17 protein-coding genes, 3 tRNA genes and 1 pseudogene are annotated in these 19,090 nt (G+C 53.2%); 9 read left to right on the top strand and 12 right to left on the bottom strand.

Translation table 11 applies throughout. The annotated features are described in order from the left end of the window. Window positions 1–16: 16 nt before the first annotated feature. The 3 genes from IP582_RS16325 to IP582_RS16315 all read left to right on the top strand — a co-directional run bounded on the left by IP582_RS16325 (window position 17) and on the right by IP582_RS16315 (window position 3,108). The gene (locus IP582_RS16325; protein WP_193793820.1) at window positions 17–1,528 is read left to right on the top strand and encodes an FGGY-family carbohydrate kinase; all 1,512 of its coding nucleotides are present in this window, start codon (window positions 17–19) and stop codon (window positions 1,526–1,528) included. Beyond that, window positions 1,525–2,148 (top strand): HAD family phosphatase, encoded by a 624-nt coding sequence (locus IP582_RS16320; protein WP_107224101.1) that lies wholly within the window; start codon window positions 1,525–1,527, stop codon window positions 2,146–2,148. Before IP582_RS16325 ends, IP582_RS16320 begins: the two co-directional genes overlap by 4 nt. Before the next feature lie 147 nt (window positions 2,149–2,295). After that, on the top strand, window positions 2,296–3,108 hold the full coding sequence (locus tag IP582_RS16315; protein WP_193793819.1) for a DeoR/GlpR family DNA-binding transcription regulator: 813 nt from the start codon (window positions 2,296–2,298) through the stop codon (window positions 3,106–3,108). A gap of 3 nt (window positions 3,109–3,111) precedes the next feature. Here IP582_RS16315 and IP582_RS16310 read toward each other — a convergent pair whose 3' ends face one another. The 6 genes and pseudogenes from IP582_RS16310 to IP582_RS16285 all read right to left on the bottom strand — a co-directional run bounded on the left by IP582_RS16310 (window position 3,112) and on the right by IP582_RS16285 (window position 10,024). Continuing rightward, window positions 3,112–3,891, bottom strand: a complete 780-nt coding sequence (locus tag IP582_RS16310) for an EAL domain-containing protein (RefSeq protein ID WP_193793818.1) — start codon at window positions 3,889–3,891, stop codon at window positions 3,112–3,114. A 20-nt stretch (window positions 3,892–3,911) separates the two neighbouring features. Continuing rightward, window positions 3,912–4,535, bottom strand: a complete 624-nt coding sequence (locus tag IP582_RS16305; protein ID WP_169039143.1) for a LuxR C-terminal-related transcriptional regulator — start codon at window positions 4,533–4,535, stop codon at window positions 3,912–3,914. A 364-nt stretch (window positions 4,536–4,899) separates the two neighbouring features. Beyond that, the gene (locus IP582_RS16300) at window positions 4,900–6,678 is read right to left on the bottom strand and encodes an aminopeptidase P family protein (protein WP_193793817.1); all 1,779 of its coding nucleotides are present in this window, start codon (window positions 6,676–6,678) and stop codon (window positions 4,900–4,902) included. Window positions 6,679–6,696: 18 nt separating this feature from the next. Then, on the bottom strand, window positions 6,697–8,151 hold the full coding sequence (locus IP582_RS16295) for an AMP nucleosidase (protein WP_193796295.1): 1,455 nt from the start codon (window positions 8,149–8,151) through the stop codon (window positions 6,697–6,699). 193 nt (window positions 8,152–8,344) lie between these two features. Further along, window positions 8,345–9,322 (bottom strand): MDR family oxidoreductase, encoded by a 978-nt coding sequence (locus IP582_RS16290; RefSeq protein WP_041851858.1) that lies wholly within the window; start codon window positions 9,320–9,322, stop codon window positions 8,345–8,347. Beyond that, window positions 9,319–10,024: pseudogene (locus IP582_RS16285) on the bottom strand (TetR family transcriptional regulator C-terminal domain-containing protein). Before IP582_RS16285 ends, IP582_RS16290 begins: the two are co-directional and overlap by 4 nt. Window positions 10,025–10,326: 302 nt before the next feature. Here IP582_RS16285 and IP582_RS16280 point away from each other — a divergent pair. Then, the gene (locus IP582_RS16280; RefSeq protein ID WP_193793816.1) at window positions 10,327–10,629 is read left to right on the top strand and encodes a helix-turn-helix domain-containing protein; all 303 of its coding nucleotides are present in this window, start codon (window positions 10,327–10,329) and stop codon (window positions 10,627–10,629) included. 76 nt (window positions 10,630–10,705) lie between these two features. Next, window positions 10,706–11,656, top strand: coding sequence for a L,D-transpeptidase (gene ldtA, locus IP582_RS16275; RefSeq protein WP_041851855.1), 951 nt, complete (start codon window positions 10,706–10,708; stop codon window positions 11,654–11,656). A gap of 92 nt (window positions 11,657–11,748) precedes the next feature. Here ldtA and IP582_RS16270 read toward each other — a convergent pair whose 3' ends face one another. Continuing rightward, entirely contained in the window at window positions 11,749–11,937 is a 189-nt protein-coding gene (locus tag IP582_RS16270) for a YjfB family protein (RefSeq protein ID WP_041851854.1), read from the bottom strand. A 189-nt stretch (window positions 11,938–12,126) separates the two neighbouring features. Continuing rightward, window positions 12,127–12,202, bottom strand: a tRNA-Asn gene (locus tag IP582_RS16265). 332 nt (window positions 12,203–12,534) lie between these two features. On the opposite strand from IP582_RS16265, the gene nac reads away from it, so the two are divergent. Next, on the top strand, window positions 12,535–13,452 hold the full coding sequence (gene nac / locus IP582_RS16260) for a nitrogen assimilation transcriptional regulator NAC (RefSeq protein ID WP_041851853.1): 918 nt from the start codon (window positions 12,535–12,537) through the stop codon (window positions 13,450–13,452). 101 nt (window positions 13,453–13,553) lie between these two features. Further along, the gene (gene cbl / locus IP582_RS16255; protein WP_041851852.1) at window positions 13,554–14,504 is read left to right on the top strand and encodes an HTH-type transcriptional regulator Cbl; all 951 of its coding nucleotides are present in this window, start codon (window positions 13,554–13,556) and stop codon (window positions 14,502–14,504) included. A 51-nt stretch (window positions 14,505–14,555) separates the two neighbouring features. Here the strand turns inward: cbl and IP582_RS16250 are convergent, their stop codons facing one another. Next, a complete protein-coding gene (locus IP582_RS16250; RefSeq protein ID WP_071196365.1) occupies window positions 14,556–15,032 on the bottom strand; it encodes a GNAT family N-acetyltransferase in 477 nt (158 codons plus the stop codon). 91 nt (window positions 15,033–15,123) lie between these two features. On the opposite strand from IP582_RS16250, the gene IP582_RS16245 reads away from it, so the two are divergent. Next, window positions 15,124–16,047: a LysR family transcriptional regulator gene (locus IP582_RS16245; RefSeq protein WP_193793815.1), complete on the top strand. Its 924-nt coding sequence runs from the start codon at window positions 15,124–15,126 to the stop codon at window positions 16,045–16,047. 52 nt (window positions 16,048–16,099) lie between these two features. Here IP582_RS16245 and IP582_RS16240 read toward each other — a convergent pair. Further along, window positions 16,100–16,175 (bottom strand) — tRNA-Asn (locus tag IP582_RS16240). Window positions 16,176–16,275: 100 nt separating this feature from the next. Beyond that, entirely contained in the window at window positions 16,276–17,073 is a 798-nt protein-coding gene (gene mtfA, locus IP582_RS16235) for a DgsA anti-repressor MtfA (RefSeq protein WP_041851849.1), read from the bottom strand. A gap of 93 nt (window positions 17,074–17,166) precedes the next feature. Here mtfA and IP582_RS16230 point away from each other — a divergent pair. Next, window positions 17,167–17,256: transfer RNA gene (locus IP582_RS16230), tRNA-Ser, on the top strand. Window positions 17,257–17,416: 160 nt separating this feature from the next. Here the strand turns inward: IP582_RS16230 and IP582_RS16225 are convergent. Further along, entirely contained in the window at window positions 17,417–18,493 is a 1,077-nt protein-coding gene (locus IP582_RS16225; protein ID WP_193793814.1) for a porin, read from the bottom strand. Window positions 18,494–19,090: the final 597 nt, after the last annotated feature.

Below are 19,090 nucleotides of genomic sequence, written 5' to 3'. Positions count from 1 at the left end.
GGAACGGGAGGATAAGATGCAGTATCTGTTAGGCATTGATATTGGTACAACCTCAACCATTGGCATCCTGATCGGCCTGCCCGATAAGGTGCTCGGTACGGCCTCCCGCCCGGTCACGCTTTTCGCCCCGCACAGCGGCTGGACGGAGGAGTCGCCGGAGCAGTGGTGGGAGAATGTCGGTGAAATTTGCCAGCAGTTGCTCACACAAAGCGGCATTACGGCGAGCGAAATCTGTGGCATTGGTGTGACCGGGATGTTACCTGCCGTGGTTTTACTGGATAGCGAAGACCGCCTGCTGCGTCCGAGCATTCAACAGAGCGATGGTCGCAGCGGCGCACAAGTGCAGCAGATGCGCTGCGAAATGGACAGTCAGCACTTTTTAGAGCGCGCCGGAAACGGTATTAACCAGCAGCTGGTGGGGGCGAAAATCCGCTGGATTGAACACCATGAACCGGAAGTGTTTGAACGTATTGCCACGGTGTTCGGTTCCTATGATTTTATTAACTGGAAGCTCACGGGTGAGAAAATCATCGAGCAGAACTGGGCGCTGGAGGCGGGTTTTGTTGATATCAGCAGCAATACGCTGGATGACGAACTGATTGCCTTTGCCCATCTTCCCCGTTATGCGGTCCCCCGTCTGGTCCGCTCTCATGACATTGTCGGCGCGGTTACCGCGCAGGCGGCGGCCTGGACCGGGCTCAGTGAAGGCACGCCGGTGATTGGCGGGGCGGCGGATTTGATTGCCTCCGCGCTCGGCGCGGGGGTGACTTCGCCTGGCGAAGTGCTGCTCAAATTCGGCGGCTCGGTGGATATTCTGACCGTAACGCAAAGCGCTACCCCTGACCCGCGTCTGTATCTGGATTATCACCTTGTGCCGGGTTGCTATATGCCCAACGGCTGTATGTCGACCGGCGGTTCGGGGCTGAACTGGTTTGTGCAGAACTTCGCGGCGCAGCATGAAGCGGCGGCACGTGAAAAGGGCATGAGTATCCATCAGTACCTGGACGCGATGGCGGAAAACCGCCCGGCGGGCAGTGACGGCCTGATTTTCCTGCCCTATTTTCTGGGGGAGAAAACCCCGTTACATGATCCAAATGCCCGCGGCATCCTCTTTGGCCTGACGCTCAGCCACGACGCGGGGCATATCTGGCGCGCGCTGCTCGAAGCCTACGCCTATGCCATCAAACACCATATCGACACGCTGGTGGACATCGGCTATCCGGTAAAACGCTACGTCGTCTCTGATGGCGGTTCGGCAAGCAAACTGTGGATGCAGATTGTCGCCGATGTGCTGGGCGAGCCGCTGACTCGCCTGGATGGGCACCCCGGTTCTTGTCTGGGGGCAGCCTGGACGGCGGCGATGGGTGTCGGGGTATCGACAGACTGGAAGGGAGCCAGCGCCTGGGTCAACCTCAAAGATGTAATTACGCCACGGCCTGAACATGCCGATGTTTACCATGAGGGATATCCGCGTTTCCGCCAGCTCTATGAAGCCTGTCGTCCACTGACCCGCCAGGAGACACCATGAAATTTACTGCCATTGCCTGGGACGTTGACGGCACGCTGGTCGACAGTGAACCACTGCATCACCGGGCACTGCTGGCTGTCTGCCATCGCTTCGGGTTGGATCTGAGCCATATTCCCGAGACGCGCTTTTACGGTGTGCACATTAACGATGTCTGGCTGGCCCTGTGCGCAGAACTGCCCGCCGATTTGGACCAGACCGTGTGGCTGGCGGCGATTGAAGACTACTATCATGACCACCGCCACGAACTGGTTGCTATTCCCGGCAGCCGCGAAACCATTCGCAAGCTGGCGGCGAAAGGTATCAAACAGGCCTGCGTGTCGAATTCATGCCGACGGATCGTCGAAGCGAATCTTGAGGCGCTGGGTGTGCGTGAGTTTATTGATGTGGTGGTGACGCTGGATGATGTACACCATGGCAAACCGGCGCCCGAACCTTATCAACATGCGCTGGGGGCGTTTGGATTGCCTGCGGCGGCGGTACTGGCGGTTGAAGACAGCACGACCGGGATGCGTTCGGCGCAGGCCGCCGGAATGCACGTCGCGTTTTATGGCGCGTCACCCGCCTCTGAGCAGGGGGTAACAGAAATCACCTCGCTGACGCGGATCCTCGACTGGTTTTGATTCGCACAGTTTCGCGCGGGAAAGGGATGTTCCGCGCAAAGAAATGAACACATTCGAACAAATTGGGTTTTAAATCACACCACTTCCCCTTAATATTGTGAGCTATATCGTTTAAGCCCCTCCACCCGAAACAGAGTATTTATCGTTATGTCAGCTAAACCCGAGATTCAGGCCCGTTATCTTCCTCAGGAACGCAAAAAGCGGATCCTTAACATGCTGGTCGAGCAGGGGCGCGTGACAGTGGTAGATATCTCAGCGGAGCTGGCGGTCTCGGAGATGACAGTACGCCGCGATCTCGCCGAACTGGAAACCGAGGGTAAACTCAGCCGGGTACACGGTGGTGCGGTACTGACCGAAACGGTCAGCCAGCCGATTATGGACCCGCTTCCGGCGCATTTTGACGCACGTCTTTCCCTTCATCGGGAGAGCAAAATGCGCATTGCCCGCATGGCTGCTGAGGTGGCCGGGCGTTACCAGAGCGTGGCGCTTGATATCGGCACCACAACCCTGTTTATGGTCGACGAGTTGGTGAAGCATGAGCGTCTGAAAATCTTCACCAACAGTGTGCGCATTGCCCATGCGCTGGGCCGGTATGCGCAGGCACCGGAAGTCTATCTGGCAGGGGGGATGATGCGTGATGACGAGATGGCGATTGTCGGGCCGTCTGCCATTGAGCAGTTCCAGCAGTTCTGGTTTGATATTGCGTTTATTGGCGCATCGGGCATTACCAGCCAGGGCATTTACGATAGCGCACTGGATGAGACGGAAATGAAACGGGTATTGATTCGCCGTTCCGGCTTTAAAGTGCTGCTCTGCGACTCTGCAAAATTCCAGCATATGTCGCTGGTGCAGGTGGCGCAGTGGCAGGATATCGATCTGCTAATAACAGATAGCGCACCGCCTGCGGTACTGGCGACCGCCTTTGAACTGGCGAATGTGCAGGTGATGATTGCACCCTGACTGTCAGGCCAGGCGTTGTATGACGGCCTCGGGTGAGGCTTCGTTCAGTAACGCCCGCACGCCCTCTATGGGCAGCGCTTTTGAGAAATACCAGCCCTGCGCACGGGCGCCGGGAAACTCTCGGGTGATACAGGCCAGTTGTTCCGCGAACTCAATCCCTTCAAAGATTAACCGGTAAGGTCGTTCATACAGCGCCCTGCACATACGTAGGGTTTTTTCTCCGTGTAGAGTCTTAGCGCACAGTGCCTGAGTCAGGGATTTATCTATTTTGACATCCGTTACGGGAAGGCTGAGCAGCCTTTCATGATTCGAACAACCTTTACCAAAATCATCCAGCGCCAGGTGGAAGCCGTGCTGTCTGAACTGTGTCGCGTTAGTCATGAGCGCCTGGGTATCGTTGCAACTGACCTCGGTTATCTCCAGCACGATGGACGAGGCATTGAGCTGATGACGCGCAAGTTCATTAAGCAGCGTGTTCTTAAATGAGATTGAATTCAGATCGCCAGGTGTGATGTTCAGGTTTAATAACAGTCCGTGCCGGGCTAATAATGTCGCCATTTCGGCAATGGCTTTTTTAATTACGTAGAGCGAAACGGTACTCATCAGGCCATTTTCAACGGCGAGCCCGATCAACGTTTCCGGGCAGACTCGTCCGAATCGCGAATCACGCCATCGCAATAACGCTTCAAACCCGACAATCTTTTTTGTGCAGGCTGAGTAAATAGGTTGGTAGTAAAGGTTGATATTATTGGCAAGTAAGGCATGCTTTAATCGGCAAAGCATCGTTAGCTCCATATTAAGCACTAATGCTTCTTTTTGTGATAACAGGCAATAAATTCATACAGTTCCAGTTTACTGTTCAGGTCGAATTTATTCATAATATTCTTTTTGTGACTAATGGCCGTTTTGTAGGTAATACCAATACGATCCGCGATATCGTTCATGCCCATGCAGGCATGTAAGCCATAGGCAATTTTCTCCTGGGTAAAAGAGAGGGCTCTATAGTTACAGTTAATACAGGAATAGGCGCATTTCCCCGCACTTTTGGCGCGTTCTTTTGCCGCAGGGTTGCCATGAATCGCTTTGACGATGGCGTCGTAAACCACAGCCGAACGCTCTTTGCGGAGAAAGAATTGTGCGTCTTTAATGCAGTCAGGCAGGATATGTCTCGCTGGAATCGTATCGCCGGCGACAAAGATAAAAATCTTCCCTGACTTTTTCCTGTTAATTAAGTCTCTAAAACATAAGTAATATTCTCCCGCACATACGGTCATGAAAATAAAATCTGCTTTATGAATATTCTCAACGCTAAAATCCCAGGAAAGAGAAGGCGAAGAGACATTGCATTCTTTAATAGCGTCACGAATTAAACCGACGATGCCAGTAGAGAATAATGTGTCATTATCAATATTTATTAAAAATTTCATTCCCTTGCAACCTCTGGGCATCCTGGTATTGGCTGGTTTATTCTATATACCTGAATAAAACAAAAGCAATAACTCTCTCATAATCTTAAGGAAAATGAGAATTTGTCAATTTGACTTAGGAAAAATCCTAATGAATATTTAAATATCAGTCGAGGTGTTAATGCGGAAACACAATACCATGCTATTAGTAAGGCTATGTCAAGAAAGGTATGTGATTGATGTATTTTATCCGCAGTATTAAATGGTGGCGGTAAAGGAGACGTGCAAATAACCTTTGAATAAAAATAAGGATAATTCTTAAAACGGTTAAACCTGGCCATTACCTTAAAGCCTGCATATTAAACATATGCAGGCTTTATATTGTTTAACCCATATATGTGCACACGGGGGCCGTCGCTGCATCCAGCCATGCTCGCGCATCACTGTCGACCAGCGGTGAAAGCGTGTCGCGAACCTGCTGATGGTAGGTATCAAGCCACTGTTTTTCTTGCTCCGAGAGTAGCGACCACTCCACCTGGTTAAGATCCACAGGCACCAGCGTCAGCGATGAGAAGCGGCAGAATCCGGGCTGGCTTTCTACGACCTCCACCTGGTTTTCAATGCGAATGCCGTAGCGATCGGCCAGGTAATAGCCCGGTTCGATGGTCATGATATTCCCGGCGACCAGCGGCCATGGGTTGACCTTTTTGGCAATGCGATGTGGCTGTTCGTGAATCAACAATTGGTGTCCCACACCATGCCCGGTACCGTGGTCGAAATCGAGGCCTAATTCCCAGAGGGCGCGGCGGGCAAAGGCATCGATCTGGTGCCCCTGCGTGCCGCTTGGGAACTGCAGCGTCAGCATCGACAAAAAGCCTTTCAGTACGGCGGTATAGTGCAAACGCTGTTCATCAGACAGGGGGCCAAACGACAGTGTGCGCGTGGTATCGGTTGTGCCATTGCGATACTGGCCGCCTGAGTCATTCAGGTAGAAATTACTGCGGGTAATGGCGGCGTTGGTGGCTTCGCTGGCGTGATAGTGGCACATGGCGGCGTTGCTGGCAGAAGCGGAAATGGTACTAAAGCTCTGCTCAATGAAACCGGCCTGTTGCTGGCGGAAAGTGAGCTGTTTTGCCTGCGCTTCCAGTTCGGTCAGTGGGTTGCCTGCGGCTTCACGTGCCGGAACTTCACGCGCCAGCCATGCCAGGAAGTTAACCCACGCCGCGCCATCCTGACGGTGGCTGTCGCGATAACCTTCCAGCTCAACGGGGTTTTTGTGCGCTTTGATAAGCGTAATAGGGTCCGCGTGCCAGACCACGTCGCCGCCATTGCGCTCGATAGCAAAACGCAGGGCGACCGGGGCGTAATCGGCGTCCAGCATCACTTTCTTGCCAGCGGCCGCCTGTTGGCAGTGGGGCAGAAAATCGGTCCATGCGGAGATCCGCAGGGAAGATTTCAGGTCATCCGATAAGGCATGCGTTTTCGCCGCATCGATAAACCACTCCATCTCTCCGTCACGGCTGAGCAGGGCGAATGAGTGAGCAACCGGGTTCATCGCCACATCCGAACCCCGAATATTTAAAAGCCAGGCGATGTTATCCGGCTGGGTGATAGCCAGCAGATCGACACCTTCTTTAGCCAGCACCTGAGCAATGCGTGCACGTTTCGCCTCGCTGCTTTCACCGCTGATTTCCGGTGGCATTTCGCGGATTGCTCCGCAGGGGGCCGGCGGGCGGTCGTGCCAGATGGCGTCAAAGGGATCATTATTCAGCGCCACCAGTTCACAGTGGGTCGCCTCCAGTGCGGTAAATTGGCTGTTGACCATCAGCAACGGTTCAAAGGCGATACGACTGCCAGCGGGCAGCGAGTCGTTAAGCCACTGCGACAGCGGCTCATTGTGCAGATGGTGGATCTCAAATGCGTTGAGATCGACCTCCTGGCGAACCTGCACCTGGTAGCGTCCGTCGACAAACATCAGCGCCCGGTCACGGAGGATCAGCGCCAGGCCCGCCGAGCCGCTAAAGCCGGTCAGCCAGGCCAGTTTATTATCGTGCGGCGCGCAGTCTTCACTCTGGTAGGCATCAGCGCGTGGCACAATCATGCCGTCGACATCCATGGCCGCCAGCTGTGTACGCAGCGCTGCCAGCGGTGTTGGGGTTTGCATAAGAATCCTTCCTTATTGTTAGCGGAACGGGGGTTCGTTAAAGGTGCGCAGTTTACGTGAATGTAACCGATCACCTTCTGCCCGCAGCAGGTCAATGGCGCGAATACCAATCTGCAGATGTTCGGAAATCGCCCCTTCATAAAAACGGTTGGCCTGGCCCGGCAGCTTGATTTCGCCGTGCAGCGGTTTATCAGAGACACACAGCAGTGTGCCGTACGGCACGCGAAAGCGGTAGCCCTGGGCGGCAATGGTGGCGCTTTCCATGTCGATAGCCACCGCGCGACTCAGGTTAAAACGCAGCGCCGACGCGGAATAACGCAGCTCCCAGTTACGGTCATCAGTAGTGACCACGGTGCCGGTACGCAGGCGCTGTTTGACTTCTTCGCCGGGCATGCCGCTCACCTCTTTGGTGGCATCGTACAGCGCGCGCTGCACCTCGGCGATACTCGGAATGGGGATATCCGGGGGCAGTACGGCATCCAGTACGTGATCATCTCGCAGATAAGCATGCGCCAGCACATAGTCGCCAATCGACTGGCTTTCACGCAGGCCGCCGCAGTGGCCAATCATCATCCATACATCCGGGCGCAACACCGCAAGGTGGTCACAAATGGTTTTCGCGTTTGACGGACCGACGCCGATGTTAATCAGGGTGATGCCCTGACCGTCGGCGGTGATGAGATGCCAGGCCGGCATCTGGTGTTTTTTCCACGCCAGATCGGAGATGGCCTCTTCCGGGGCATCGGTATCAGCGGTGACCCAGTGGCCACCCGCACAGGAGAGGGCAACATAGGGGCTTTCCGGGTCCAGAATCTGGCTGCATCCCCAACGGACAAACTCGTCTACGTAGCGGGTGTAGTTGGTGAACAGCACGAACGGCTGGAAGTGCTCCACCGGAGTACCGGTGTAGTGGCGCAGACGGGCCAGTGAGAAATCCACGCGGCGGGCATCGAAATGCGACAGCGGATAGAACTCGGTAGGATGGAACAGACCGTCGGCGGTTTCATCGCCAATTTGCGCCAGTTCGGTGGTGGGGAAATGGCGGGTCAACCCGGCGCTCATTGAACGGTCCAGCGTCAGTTCCGAGCCGTCAATAACATACGGATACGGGATCTCATGTGCTGATAGCCCTACTTCAATATGTGCGCCATAGTCCTGGCACAGCAGCGTGAGTTGTTCGTGTAAATAGCTGCGAAACAGGGCGGGGCGGGTGACGGTGGTGGTGTAACAGCCAGAGTGGGTGAAACGGGCGTAAGCGCGGGTTTTCGGTGGGTTGGTGGCGCTGCCATCCCAACTTACCGACAGCTCAGGGTAGACGAAAAGGCCGTTGGCGCGTGCTTCATGCGTGGGTAGCGTGCCATCCTCGATATAACGGCTGATGGCTGCACGCAGGTTCGACACTGACTGCTCATACAGGGCTTCCAGTTGATCCAGTGCCTGTTCCGGGGTCAGATGTGCACCCTTTTTATTCATCATTAACTCCTTGTTTCACAGGTGTACGGCTGTAGACGATAGTATGTCACAGCTTTATGAAACAATAACTCCGGATGATGGGTTTCGGAGGATGCCTGCCTGCAACACCCTTGCCGCGCATTGAGTGCGCAAATCTAATGATAATGGGGCGTATGGCGAGAAGCCGGCGCGACAGGGCGCGCCGGGGTAACAGTTAGCCGTTGATTTTCACCAGCGTACGGCCCTGAATCTTGTTACTCAGGAAATCGGCGGCAAACGCCGGAGCCTGCTCCAGACCGATTTCAGTGGACGCCTGCTGGTAGTAGCTCTCCGGCAACAGACTGGCCAGACGCGCCCAGACCGCAGCGCGTTCAGCGGTCGGTACCATCACGGAGTCCACACCCTGCAGGCGGACGTTACGCAGAATAAACGGCATCACGGTGGTGGGCAGATCGAAGCCACCCGCCAGGCCGCAGGCGGCAACGCAGCCACGGTAGTTTGTCTGTGCCAGTACTTTTGCCAGCACTTTACTGCCGACGGTATCGACGGCACCGGCCCATAGCTGTTTTTCCAGCGGACGGGTCTCTTCGAAATCGCTGCGCGGCAGAATTTCATCGGCACCTAACTGGCGCAGGAAGTTGTGGGTGGATTCACGGCCAGAGACCGCGACAACGGTGTAACCCAGCGCTTTCAATAGCACAACGGCGGTACTGCCAACGCCGCCGCTGGCCCCGGTGACCAGCACTTTACCGCTTTCCGGTTTCACGCCAGCTTCAACCAGCGCATCCACGCAGAGCATGGCGGTAAAACCTGCGGTACCGATAATCATTGCGTTGCGGGCGCTGAGCGCGTCTGGCAGAGAAACCAGCCAGTCGCCTTTTACACACGCCTGTGCGGCCAGACCGCCCCAGTGGTTTTCACCCACGCCCCAGCCGGTGAGGATCACCGACTGGCCGGGAACAAAGCGCGGATCGCGGCTTTCGCTGACGCGACCGGAGAAATCGATACCTGGTACCATCGGGAACTGACGAACGATCTTCCCTTTGCCGGTGATCGCCAGCGCGTCTTTGTAATTAAGGCTGGACCAGTCGATGTCGACCAGCACATCGCCATCGGCGAGGGCGGGCAGAGCGATATCTTTCACGGCTGCCAGGGTTTTGTTTTCAATCTGTTCCAGAACTAAAGCTTTCATGACTGAGTTTTCCTCGTCTGACTGTGGTTTTCGGCGCAGGGCCGTCCTGTGCAGGTGTTATTTTTGAGTAATGCTGTACAAAAAGAATTCCCAGTACTGATTGAGCGGGTCGGCAGACTGGAACAGTTTGGCGCGCATCACGGCGCCTTCCCAGCCGGACCAGAACACCCGCGCCAGTTTTTCCGGCGAAGCATCCTGCGGGATAACGCCTTGCGCTTGCGCCTCGGTAAAGCAACGGGCGACGCGCGTTTCCCACTCTTCGAGGATCGCTTTTAATCGTTGGGGGAACGCTTCGGGTAAGAGGGGGGACTCCTGTAGCAGGTTGCCAACAAGACAACCGCGGCGAAACTGATATTTCGCCATCCCCTGACCCGCATGAAGCACAAACGCGGCCATCCGCTCAAGCGGCGGCAGGGTGCCATCAAGCAGGAATTTGTCTAATTTATGGGCAAAAAAGGAACCGTAGGCTGCAAGCACCGCCATGCCAAATTCCTGTTTGCTCTTAAAGCAGTGGTAAAACGATCCCTTCGGTACGGCGATATTTTTAATGACCGCATCGATACCCGCCGACAAATATCCCGTCTCCGTCAGCACCGCCAGACCAGAACGAATCAATTCCTGGCGGGTGTCAGTAAAGGCGCGTTCGACCTTTGGAGGCCTGCCACGCCGGGGTTTTTGCGCAACGACCGTTTCGTTACTCATAATTTAGACCGATTGGTTTTAATTGTCGCAAGCCTACGCGCAATCGGAATGCTTAGCAAGCGAAGCGAGGGGAAGGGCTTTACGGTACATGAAGAAAGTCTGGAACCTTGCTTCCGGTTTTGGCTGCGATTAAGTGCGCTTCTCCTGATTTTCTTTCACATTGCAGATTATCACTTTGCGACTATTGTGCTGTGTGCAGGAAGTAAAGCTGGAAATGAAAAATGTTTCTACGCCGAGATGATTCCGCGAGCTGAGCAGGAATATGCAAACTATCTGAAAAAAACAGAGAAAGGGGAGTAAATATGGGCAGAACACTGGAACAACTGCTTGCGGATGAAAAACCAGAGGTTGTGGCGCAGGCTGAGTCGATGGCGACTGAGACTCTCCTGAACATTCACCTGGCCGAACTGCGTGAGAAAGTGCAAAAAACGCAGGTGGAAATGGCGCATGCACTGGGGATACGGCAGCCTACGGTGGCGGGAATGGAAAAGCCCGGTCGCGATGTAAAACTGTCGACGCTTAAACGCTACGTTGAAGCCACTGGCAGTAAGCTCCGTCTTGATATCGAACTGCCTGATGGGTCATATTACGCGTTTGTTGTATAACCCGTGAGCATTAGCGAGACAGGGACAAAAAAGACTATGATTAGGCTACGCCTGTCGCGTCTGAGGAAAGGAAATCATGCGTCGTATTAAATTGTTTTATGGCCTTTTTATTTTACTCGCCAGTCAGAGCGTGCTGGCGGTGAGTTACCCATTGCCGCCGGAGGGAAGCCGCCTGGTCGGCAGCGTGCAGGTCGTCACCGTGCCGCAGGGTAATACGCTGCCGCTGGAGGCCTTTGCCGCGCAGTACGGCCAGGGGTTGAGCAATATGCTGGAGGCCAATCCCGGTGTTGATCCTTTCCTGCCAAAAGCGGGTTCCGAACTGATTGTGCCGCAGCAGATCATTTTGCCCGACACGGTGCGTCAGGGCATCGTAGTGAATGTCGCTGAAATGCGCCTTTACTACTATCCCAAAGACAGCAATACCGTTGAGATCCTGCCTATTGGCATTGGTCAGGCCGGACGCGAAACGCCACGTAACTGGGTTACTGCTGTTGAACGTAAGCAGGAAGGCCCCACCTGGTCTCCTACGCCGAACACCCGTCGCGAATATGCCAAAGAGGGGAAAACCCTGCCGGCGATGGTGCCTGCCGGGCCGGATAATCCGATGGGGCTGTATGCTATTTATATCGGCAAGCTGTATGCCATCCACGGGACCAACGCCAATTTCGGTATCGGGCTGCGCGTCAGCCAGGGCTGCATTCGCCTGCGGAATGATGACATCAAATATCTCTTCGATAATGTGCCGGTGGGCACCCGTGTGCAGTTGATTGACCAGCCGGTGAAAGCGACCGTAGAGCCGGATGGCAGCCGCTGGGTTGAAGTCCACGAACCGCTATCGCGCAATCGCGCCGAGTTTGAATCCACCAATAAAGTGCCGTTGCCTCTGACGCCAGCGTTACATGCCGTCATTAAAGGCGAGGGCGTGGATGCGTTGAGGGCGGCTGAGGTGCTTGAACGCCGCTCCGGGATGCCAGTGAACATCAGCGAGTCCGCGCACAGCGCTGGTTTGAGTAAAGAACGGTTGTAAATCGCAGATAAAAAAGCCCGCATCTGGGCGGGCCTGGCAGCATAGGTACTCAGGAATGCCCAATAAACGCAAGCGTAATTGGGCAAACTTGCTTATGCGGTGGTATTCACGTGACGACCAATTGACGGATTTGCCGGCACCTGAGGTATCTGATTAATGATACCGGTTGCCGTTGCCTCCTGGTTATCCAGCGCTTTTCTCAGGACAATGGTGCTGACCTGGTTCTGGAGGTTATAAGCACTGAGACTGGTCGATAATGATGCGATTTGCAATGTATCCATTTCGATCATCCTATTGTTAACAAACAAAAAATCTAACAGTGCGAGGACAAAGCCTCACAGTATCATCGGCATGTTCCGGTAAAACCTTAGAAAAGAATAAGTGCCCACTGCGGATTTGTCGAATGAACGGCGTGCGCTGCGCTGGAAAGCAAAAACCCGCTTAAGTTGCCTTAAGCGGGTTTTCAAATTTGGCTCCTCTGACTGGACTCGAACCAGTGACATACGGATTAACAGTCCGCCGTTCTACCGACTGAACTACAGAGGAATCGTGTGAACGGGGCGCATATTAACGATGCCTGATCGCCTTGTCAAAGGCTGCAATACCTTTCTCGTTCTGTTTGTCGACTATTTCGACAATGCGCCTGTAAGATAGTCAGTCTGCTGCTTGTTTGCACCATCATGAGGCAGAGGAGTCTCTTATGGGGCATCGGGCAAACCACTGTTTCAGTAATCATATCCCCCCTGGTTATCAGAATCTCTTATTATCCAGCCTGTTAGCGATGGTCAGATGACTTATCTAAAACTGGCAAGCATATTGCAACTCCTCCGACAACATGACTGCCGGCGTTGGCACTGGTATTCCGAACAGGAGGCAAAATGAACTTAAGACGCCTGAAATACTTCGTAAAAATCGTCGATATCGGCAGCCTGACTCAGGCCGCTGAGGTACTTCATATCGCGCAGCCCGCGCTGAGCCAGCAGGTGGCTACGCTGGAGGGCGAACTGGATCAGCAGTTGCTGATTCGCACTAAGCGCGGCGTGACGCCGACCGAAGCGGGCAAGATCCTCTATGCCCATGCGCGGACTATCCTGCGTCAGTGCGAACAGGCACAACTGGCGGTGAACAACGTGGGGCAATGCCTGCGTGGACAGGTCTCCATCGGTCTTGCGCCGGGCACGGCAGCCTCTTCTGTAACGATGCCGCTGTTGCAGGCGGTGCGCTCAGAGTTACCGGAAGTGACCGTATATTTGCATGAAAATAGCGGTACGGTACTGAACGACAAGCTCCTGAGTGGTCAACTCGATATGGCCGTGCTGTATGAGCGCGCACCCGGTTCCGGCATCAACAGCTTACCGCTGCTGAAAGAAGATCTGTATCTGGTCGGTACGCGCGATTGCCCAGGACAAAGCGTTGATTTGACAGCCGTTGCAGAGATGAACCTGTTCCTGCCACGTGACTACAGCGCGGTGCGTTTGCGGGTTGACGAAGCGTTCTCATTGCGTCGCCTGACGGCAAAAATCATCGGCGAAATCGAATCGATCGCCACCCTCACGGCGGCGATTGCCAGTGGTATGGGCGTAACGGTGCTGCCGGAATCCGCCGCGCGCTCGTTGAGCAGTGCGGCGAATGGCTGGATGGCACGTATTACCACGCCGTCGATGAATTTACCGCTCTCTCTGAACGTTTCTGCCCGCGGTACGCTCTCGCCGCAGGCACAGGCGGTAAAAGATATTCTTATGTCTCTGGTAAGCCGCCCGGCGATGGACAGCCAGGAGTTGCAGTTGGTAAGTTAAGCGTTATTCCATTACGGAATAACATGCTGGTTTTTATTATTTGTTCTGCCAGGCCTCAGACTTTAACAATAGCGTCATGTCTGATGGCCCTGGAGGGAAGGGTGAATTTCCAGCAACTGAAAATTATCCGGGAAGCGGCGCGCCGGGATTATAATCTGACCGAAGTCGCCAACATGCTCTATACATCGCAATCCGGGGTGAGTCGTCATATCCGCGAGCTTGAAGAAGAGCTGGGGATTGAGATTTTCATCCGTCGGGGCAAACGGCTGCTGGGGATGACCGAGCCGGGTAAAGCGCTGTTGGTGATAGCCGAACGTATTCTCAATGAGGCGAGCAATGTGCGCCGCCTCGCTGACCTTTTCACGAATGACACATCCGGCGTGCTGACGATTGCGACAACGCATACACAGGCCCGCTACAGCCTGCCTACGGTGATTAAATCGTTCCGCGCGCTGTTCCCCGAAGTTCGTCTTGAGCTGATTCAGGGGACGCCGCAGGAGATTGAGACGCTGTTGCACAATGGCGGCGCGGATATTGGCATCGCCAGTGAGCGACTCAGCAACGACAGCACTCTCGCTGCTTTCCCCTGGTTCCGCTGGCACCACAGCCTGCTGGTTCCTAAAGATCATCCCTTATTGCAAACCTCTCCTCTTACGCTTGAAGAGATCAGCCGTTGGCCGCTTATCACCTATCGGCAGGGGATCACCGGACGTTCGCGTATTGATGAGGCGTTTGGTCGCAAGGGGCTGCTGCCGGATATTGTGCTCAGCGCGCAGGATTCGGATGTCATCAAAACCTACGTTGAATTGGGGCTGGGGGTTGGGCTGGTGGCCGAGCAGTCGAGCGGGGAGAACGAAGAGGGCAAGCTGGTGCGGCTGGATACGCGTCATCTGTTCGATGCCAATACCGTCTGGCTTGGGCTTAAACGCGGTCAACTGCAGCGCAATTATGTCTGGCGCTTTATCGAACTCTGTAATGCAGGGCTATCGGTTGAGGATATCAAACGTCAGGTGATGGAGCCGGACGAAGAGGTGATTGATTACCAGATTTGAAAACAGCGTCCCCCGCATACGGATGCCGTCGGGGGATACGCGTGTTGCAGGTTACTCCGCAAATTTCAGCAGCGCATCGCCATCAAGACGATAGCGTACCCACTCGCTTTGTGGCAGTGCGCCGATGCTCAGGTAGAAATCAATTGCGGGTTTGTTCCAGTCGAGCACGCTCCATTCCAGACGACCACATTTACGCTGTACCGCGCACTGCGCAATGTATTTCAGTAAGGCTTTGCCTGCCCCTGCGCCGCGATAGTCCGGGGAAATGTACAAATCTTCCATATAGATACCGTTGCGTCCGAGCCAGGTAGAGTAGCTGGTGAAGAAGACCGCATAACCCGCCACGTTACCGTCGATCTCACAGATTAACGCTTCAGTTTTACTGTCGGCACCAAAGAGAGTGGCCTTAATTTCGTCCGGGGTGGTCACCACTTCTTCCGGGGCTTTTTCGTACACCGCCAGTTCATAAATCATGTCATAAATTGCATTTGCGTCTGTTGGGCGTGCCTGGCGAATCGTGATGCTCATTTCTCTTCCTGTCTGTTATGCGTGGGTTCAAATTGCTGGCGTTAAGCATAAGGGGTATTGTTAAAAGAATTAAGTGCAATGAAATCACTGGTTGATGAATATTATGCATCATGCTTTGCGACGTCTTGATCTAAACCTTTTGCCCGTTTTTGACGCTATCTACCGGCATCGTTCCGTCAGAGCGGCCGCCGAGGAGCTGGCGATGAGTACGTCTGCCCTCAGTCATGCGCTGTCGCGGCTGCGCGTCACATTGAACGATCCACTTTTCTACCGCGAAGGTCACCGGATGTGCCCCAGCGTGTATGCGACCCAGCTCGCACCCGCGATCGCCCCGGCGTTGAAGTCCCTTAATCAGGAATTGACGCCACAACCTGCGTTTGACGCGGTCAGTAGTACCGATTGTTTTCAGATTGCTATTACGGATTTCACCGCATTTTGTATCTTTCCGGCCTTAATGAATCGGTTACAGGAGACTGCGCCAGGAGTACGTTTTGAGTTGCGTTATTTACCGCATAGCCCGGCGTTGACGGAATTGCTTGCAGGTGAGATTGATCTGGCGCTGGGGTTCAGTGCGCCGGATGACGTGGCGCATCCAGAACTGGATGAGATTGTCTGGTTTGAAGATGAGTATGTCGTCATCAGTAACAGCCAGCGCACGCGGCTCACGCTCGAAGATTATCTTGCGGCCAGGCATCTGGTTGTCACCCCCTGGAACGAGAAGCAGGGTATTTTGGATCTGCAACTGGAACGGATGGGGTATACGCGGCAGGTGACGATAAAAACACCCTCGATGCTCAGCGCGCCGTTCATTATTGAGCAGAGCGACCTGCTGCTCGCTATTCCGCGTTTTGCCGCCGGGAAGATGAAGCTGGCGGCGCAATTAGCGCTTTTTGATCTCCCCTTTGCCGTGCCGCCGTTTGAGGTAAAAATTTATTCGCATAAGCGCAGTGGTAAGCGTGCGGCAACGGACTGGCTGAAAGGCGAATTGCAGGCGCTGGCAGAGAAGGGGATGTGAGGCCAGAAAAGCAAAAAACCGCGTAAGTTGCCTTAAGCGGGTTTTCTAAATTTGGCTCCTCTGACTGGACTCGAACCAGTGACATACGGATTAACAGTCCGCCGTTCTACCGACTGAACTACAGAGGAATCGTGTGAACGGGGCGCATACTACTTGCCACGTTCATATGTGTCAATACCTAATTTAACCTGCTGATTCAATTGCTGAATTAAAGTGCAAATCGCCTTTTTAGTGCACACGGCTTACGGGATCATTTGCTGAATAAGGCCGATCGCGCAGACGCGATAACGGATCCTGACCATAGAAATGACAGAAACGTTGCCATAGCGCCGGGAAACGTGGGGCGAACAGTTCAGGTGCGCTGAAAAAATACTCCGACAGCACGGCAAAACACTCAGCAGGATCGGTTGCCGCATAGGCATCGATACTTGCAGCGCTTTCCCCTACCAGGTCGATTTCATCCTGAATATTGTCCATCGCAGCGTGCAGATCGTGCTCCCAGCCAGCCACTTCACGCATAGGGATAAGTGGAATACCGCTTGCCCTGTCGCCATTGCGGGCGTCCAGTTTGTGTGCGACTTCGTGGATGATCAGATTGAATCCTGACGCATCGAACGAATCCTGGATGTCGAGCCAGTTCAGGACAATGGGACCCTGCTGCCAGCTTTGCCCCGACTGAACGAGACGCTGGCTATGCACAAGGCCAATACCGTCTTCCCATTCATCGTCAACGACAAACGGGGCAGGGTAGATGAGCACTTCATGGAAACCATCCAGCCATTCAAGGCCGAGTTCCAGCACCGGCAGGCAAAAGAGCAGGCCGATACGCGCGCTCTTTAGCGCGTCCAGCTCGAAACCTTGCAAGGCAACCAACCGCTTTTGTTGCAAAAAACGGTCTGCAAGGTGAACCAGTTTCTCTTGTTCATCTAAAGAAAGGCTCGCTAATACGGGGATGCTTAACGCTTCTTCCCATGGGAATTCCGCACCGTGAGAAGCTTCCTTTGTTTTCCAGGGCCACTTAATCATCGCTTTGCTCGCAAACTCGCCACTTGAACCAAATTAACGGGACAGGGTCTGTTAAAATGCCAAATTACCTGGCATCATGGCAACCATTGAAACGGAGAGATGCCGGAGCGGCTGAACGGACCGGTCTCGAAAACCGGAGTAGGGGCAACTCTACCGGGGGTTCAAATCCCCCTCTCTCCGCCACTATTCAAACAGTTACGCGCTTTGCTTTCAACGACTCTTGTCACAGATGTTTTTCTCATTACTCCCGTAAATTTTATCACTGCATGCGATATCATGCGGTCGGCCTGTGCTTTTGCCACAAAAAAGCCCGCTCGCGGCGGGCTTTGAAAGAAAAGTATGCTTAGAACTGGTAAACAATACCCAGTGCGAACTGGTCGTTTTTATTGGTGCCTGTTTCACGAACGTAGCGCGTGTCATCCAGCAAGTTGAACTGGTATGCCGCGTAAACGTTCATGTTTTTGTTGAAGTAGTACCAGGTACCGAGTTCGATGTAGTTTACGCGCGCAGCGTCGCCGCCTTTAAAGCTACCGCGACGGCTCAGGTCATCGCCTTTAGAGTAGACATAACCGAGAGAAGGGCGCAAACCGAAATCAAACTGGTACTGGATAACGGCTTCGAAGTTCTGCGTTTTATTAGCAAACTGGCCGTCTTTTTCGACGGTCATGTTACGGGTTTCGCCGTACATCATTGCAGCGTAAACATTGTTTGCATCGTATTTTGCCGCGATGGACCAGACCTCAGCATTATCGCCTTTACGGTCAGCAGCCTGCTCGTCAGTACGGTCTGCTTTACCGTAGGTTGCGGCAAAACCAAACCCATCGAACTGATAAGAGGCTGACATGCTGTAGCCGTCGCCGTTTTGTTTTCTTACGATACGGTTGTCGTTTTTGCCCTGATATTGCAGCGCCAGATTCAGGCCTTCAACTTCACCGAAGAAATCAGTGACACGGTAAGTGGCAACGCCATTGGTACGGCCATTCATAAAGTTGTCGGCGGAAGCCCAGGAATCACCACCCCATTCAACCAGCATATCGGTGTATGCCGCTACATCGTAAGCGACGCCATAATTACGGCCATAATCGAAAGAACCAAAGTTGCCAAATTTCAGGCCAGCGAAGGCGAGACGTGTACTCTCATCCTGGCCGCCTTCAGGATGGCTCGCATCCATATTGTATTCCCACTGACCAAAGCCGGTGAGTTCGCTGTTGATCTGGGTTTCGCCCTTAATACCGATACGGGCGTAAGAGGTATCTTGGTTTTCGCTGTTGTGTTTATCGGTGTCAGACCAGATGCGTTCGCCGACCATTTTCCCGTAGAAATCGACTTTATTACCGTTCTTGTTATAAATTTCCGCCGCATTTGCTGCGCCTGCAAATAATAACGCAGGCACTAAAATCGCCAGTACTTTTCTTTTCATAATCTATTCCCTTGAGATCATAATTTATATGAATATTTGCAATTTCATCCGAAATTACAAACTGAATACTATTCTATTAAGTTCATTAATTTTTACGTCAAATATGTAAGCGAATTATTTAAAATATTGCAAAATGTTTCTTTGGGTGGCGGTATTTTTTCTGTGAATTGAAAGTGGTTTGATATATTCATTTGATTGATTTTATTGCATTTACCATTTTTATTAATGGGGTAAAAATATAATTGAAGTGTATTTCATTTTGCGTTTTTATGTTTAAGTGGATTGTATTTTATCGGTGAATATAAAAGCCAAAAAAAAGCCCGGGGTATTCCCCCGGGCACATCCCTGAAAACAAGGATGATAGATAAAATTGAGCAACTCAATGCTGATAGCCGTTAAATACTATCATAGAAGTGAGATTAATATACTGGCCTTTTAAATGAATTTTATTGCGTACGTTGTATAAGAGTGTGATTAATTATTTTTAAAATGAATCGAAGTGAACAAAAAAAGTGCAAAAAACAATTTTTCAATATAAACATAGGCTGTGGTTGGTATTTGATACGGCATAAAGTCTTTTGAAACGGTTGCTCAGCC

Source organism: Citrobacter sp. BDA59-3, assembly GCF_015167655.1.
Taxonomy (GTDB): Bacteria; Pseudomonadota; Gammaproteobacteria; order Enterobacterales; family Enterobacteriaceae; genus Phytobacter; species Phytobacter diazotrophicus.
The sequence above is the reverse complement of the archived record's forward strand: the minus strand, read 5'-3'. Positions and strand labels throughout refer to the sequence as shown.